A 3,829-nucleotide genomic window follows, 5' to 3' on the forward strand; every position below is an offset into this window, starting at 1 on the left:
AGAGCGGAAGAACGGAAAGCCAGGGCAAGCGGGAAGTGACGGAGATGGAATGACCCACTCTAGCGCGACGGGACCTTGGGGAAGTCATACCAGAAGCGGATTTGGCCGAGCCCGCCCACGTCGGCCTAACGAATGAAGCTAACCGGCCTCGCCTGCACCGAGGCGCTGAGCGGAGCCGAGGAAGCAGGAAGTTGAGAGAGAGCGGCGGGCAATGCAGGCGGGGTCCGAGTTGAGCGGAGGGTTAGGCCTGCCGATTTGCATAGACCAGAGTGGCGACACTGGTGAACACAATGGGAAAGACGAACACGGACAGGTAGAGGTGAGTGTCATTTTGACCGGCAATCCTGAGGGTGACCAAGCCGGCGATGCTGAGGCAGGACGTGATTGCCAGGACCTTGCCGCCGAATGAATTCACCCGGTACCAGGCTTCTTCACTTTTCATGGCAACAGGGAACCTGAACCCGTAGATGGAATTGATAGGGACTTCTCTGCGAATGAGCGGGATGCAGAGAGCCGCGAACAGCGCGTTGATTGCGATGAAGATAATCCATTGGTTCACATGTTCCTCCCACGGAGGCCTAACGGATGACGGTAACCGGCCCAACCGCAGCCGGACGATGGAAGGGGAACGGAAGTCCCAACCAGGACGGGAGAGCGGAAGACAAGGGCGGTTGGGTCCGAGTTGAGCGTGAGGTTAGGCCGAGACGCCAGTTCTGCCGTGACATGAACCAGGGCGACGGGATAACCAAGCGGAGATTTGAAAGAGCAGCCTTGGGCTTGCCACCATGAGTACACGCCCGCCACCAAACCCCAAGCAGAACGGCCGAACAGGCGGATTGGGGGGCCGAATGGATATCAGACAGGCCTGGTTTTCGAGGCCTAACGAATGAAGCTAACCGGCCCCGCCTGCACCGAGGCGATGAGCGGAGCCGAGGAAGCGGGAACAAGAGAAGGAGCGGAAGACAATGCAGGCGGGGTCCGAGTTGAGCGGAGGGTTAGGCGCGTGAATTTACATACCTGCTAGGAATTGGCCAAAGTCATGTTCAGACCCGGCCAAATCATAAGAGGCCTGTAAGACCACGGCTGGATTTTTGAAGTCGCGGAGGCGGAGGGAGAGTTGGCCTTTGCCCTGCGAGGCGGATTTCACGAGATTCAGGAGGAGATTTGGTGAGCCTATTCTGAGGGCACTGAAATTGAACCCGTCTTTTGGCTGACTCACATACCCACCTGCAGGACAGAACGAGAATCGGGCGGGTGTTGGCGTTCCAATGGTTTCCAGTGTTAGTAACTCGCCAGAAGCTTGGCTATCTGGACTTTCAAAATCATCAAAGGTGAACCCCTTGATTGTAGAAACTGAGTCGATGACAAGATCGAAGGACCAATAGACCTTGGGCCCGGTAGACCGCACGAATCTGATCTGAGAGGTTCTTACGCCACTTGGGGTTGAAATTGGGCCCATGAACTCAATGATCCGCGCCCCTTGTGAGTTGACGTGGTAGGACCAATGTGAAGAAGTCTGGGCGCTGGCTATCGTGGCCACTAAGGCTAGGAAGCACGATTGAAGATTTGTTGATTTCATGCGGCTCTCGTATTGAGCAATGCCAGCGCCTAACGGATGACGGTAACCGGCCCAACCGCAGCCGGACGATGGAAGGGGAACGGAAGTCCCAACCAGGACGGGAGAGCGGAAGACAAGGGCGGTTGGGTCCGAGTTGAGCGTGAGGTTAGGCCGAGACGCCAGTTCTGCCGTGACATGAACCAGGGCGACGGGAAAACTAAGCGGAGATTGGAAAGAGCAGCCTTGGGCTTGCCACCATGAGTACACGCCCGCCACCAAACCCCAAGCAGAACGGCCGAACAGGCGGATTGGGGAGCCGAATGGAATTGAGACAGGCCTGGTCTTCGAGGCCTAACGAAAGAAGCTAACCGGCCCCGCCTGCATCGAGGCGCTGAGCGGAGCCGAGGAAGCGAGAGGTTGAGAGAGAGCAAAAGGCAATGCAGGCGGGGTCCGAGTTGAGCGGAGGGTTAGGCCGACCGTTTCTGTGTGCTAGAACTTTTCGCAACCCGAGATGAAGTCATGAGCATTTTTGGCTTGAGTTGGATAATTGGGATACTTCGACATGATGTCATTAAGTTGATAGGTGTGGAATAGTGTGTTGAGGTCACTTGCTGTTTTTAGATCGAATGATCGCGACTTTATGTCAAGTGAATATAGGACTTCCTGTGCATGTTGCCTCTCGACATCTGGAAGCTGAGAGAGGATTTGAGCCTTCTTGGCCGTGATCGATATGATCACGTCGTGCGACAAGGCCTGGACATATAAGACCTCCCGCTGATGCCGTGATTTGGAAGAAACCACCTTTGCCCAAACCAGAAGAATGCTCGTCGAGAGGACAGCCCCTGTCAGTAAACCAAAGAGGAACGATTTCTTGGGGCTCATCGGCGGCCTAACGAATGAAGCTAACCGGCCCCGCCTGCACCGGGACGCAGAACGAAGCCGAGAAAGCGAGATGTTGAGAAAGAGCGCCGGGCACAGTAGGCGGGGTCCGAGTTGAGCGGAGGGTTAGGCGAGCTGTGCAAAAAGCCATGGTTCACCGTTGACTATGTTCAAAAGCATAGAGAATAACCTTGAGCCCCTTCGGATTATCTTTGAACGCCAAGATGTACTGATTTCGCAGAGAGATGATTCCCGCATCATCTAACTCGGATTTTACCGCCCCAATGTCATCTACATGAGGTTCGAACAGAATCCAATGAGAAGCCACAAGATCTGGGTGAAGGAATAAGTGAAAAGAATCCTCACTCAGTCCTTCACCAACCGCACCATCACCGAATTTTGATAGACCAAAGATGGCTGTAATGGCTTCTGGTTCACCTGCAACAGCTAGCTCAACAATCTGCTTTTGGATGTCCCAAAAGTTGATGGAAAACGGGACGGATGGGATTTGAATCTCGCCAGTCTCTGCCCAGGGAGCGAGATTGAGTGTGGAAGCAATTCTTGAGTATTTTTCGAACTGACCCTGGCTCTTGGGGAGAGCCTTGAGGAAGGTTTGGCGATTTCTATCTGGCGCTTTCTTGTATAGAAGGAAGGCAGCAAAGAGCCTCTTTTCGAAATCCTTGCTTCTTTCTGCATCTATCCGGAGATGGCCGAATCGGCCTTTCGCATAATCAGAAAGGCAGTGCTTTGCACCCACACTAGCGAGAGTTTCCTGCACCCCTGAATTTGGCGTGGCCTGTGTCAAGGCTATGGCGAAAATCGGGATGGCCAGAAGGATCATCAGTCGCCTAACGAATGAAGCTAACCGGCCCCGCCTGCACCGAGGCGATGAACGGAGCCGAGGAAGCGGGAAGTTGAGAGTGAGCGAAAGGCAATGCAGGCGGGGTCCGAGTTGAGCTAAGGGTTAGGCCGCTCATTTAGTGAATTCGGATTTGAGAGCCTGGCCGGTTTCGGGGTCGAATGTACAGAGAAAACCAGCGCAGTTATAGACCTGGAGTGGGCTTGTGGACATGACCTGATTGAAGAAGCTACCGCGACCACCTATTGGATTCTCTGCAATCCATAGCAATTCTCCGTCTTGTGAGTAAGCCATGAGATTACGCACAGGGTTTTCAACGGGTACATCGACCTGCCGAAGGACGAACACTCTCTCACCCACCTGGGTTGTCGAGATGGTTTCGAACGGGAATCTCATGGAGCGACCTAACGAATGAAGCTAACCGGCCCCGCCTGTGCCGAGGCGCTGAACGGAGCCGAGAAAGCGGAGCGATGAGAGAGAGCGGAAGGCAATGCAGGCGGGGTCCGAGTTGAGCGAGAGGTTAGGCAGGCCAG

General features: G+C 54.6%; 3 protein-coding genes. All 3 read right to left on the reverse strand.

Annotation, left to right across the window (positions count from 1 at the left end; genetic code table 11):
• Positions 1–241: 241 nt before the first annotated feature.
• Positions 242–559 carry an SdpI family protein gene (locus QSJ33_RS15535; RefSeq protein WP_285727886.1) on the reverse strand — a complete coding sequence of 106 codons (318 nt, stop codon included), beginning with the start codon at positions 557–559 and terminating at the stop codon, positions 242–244.
• A 2,032-nt stretch (positions 560–2,591) separates the two neighbouring features.
• On the reverse strand, positions 2,592–3,278 hold the full coding sequence (locus tag QSJ33_RS15540) for a hypothetical protein (RefSeq protein WP_285727889.1): 687 nt from the start codon (positions 3,276–3,278) through the stop codon (positions 2,592–2,594).
• Between the two features lie 132 nt (positions 3,279–3,410).
• Positions 3,411–3,692 carry a DUF7957 family protein gene (locus QSJ33_RS15620; RefSeq protein ID WP_476620511.1) on the reverse strand — a complete coding sequence of 94 codons (282 nt, stop codon included), beginning with the start codon at positions 3,690–3,692 and terminating at the stop codon, positions 3,411–3,413.
• Positions 3,693–3,829 lie beyond the last annotated feature (137 nt).

This window comes from Geothrix rubra (assembly GCF_030268065.1).
GTDB classification, from domain to species: Bacteria; Acidobacteriota; Holophagae; order Holophagales; family Holophagaceae; genus Geothrix; species Geothrix rubra.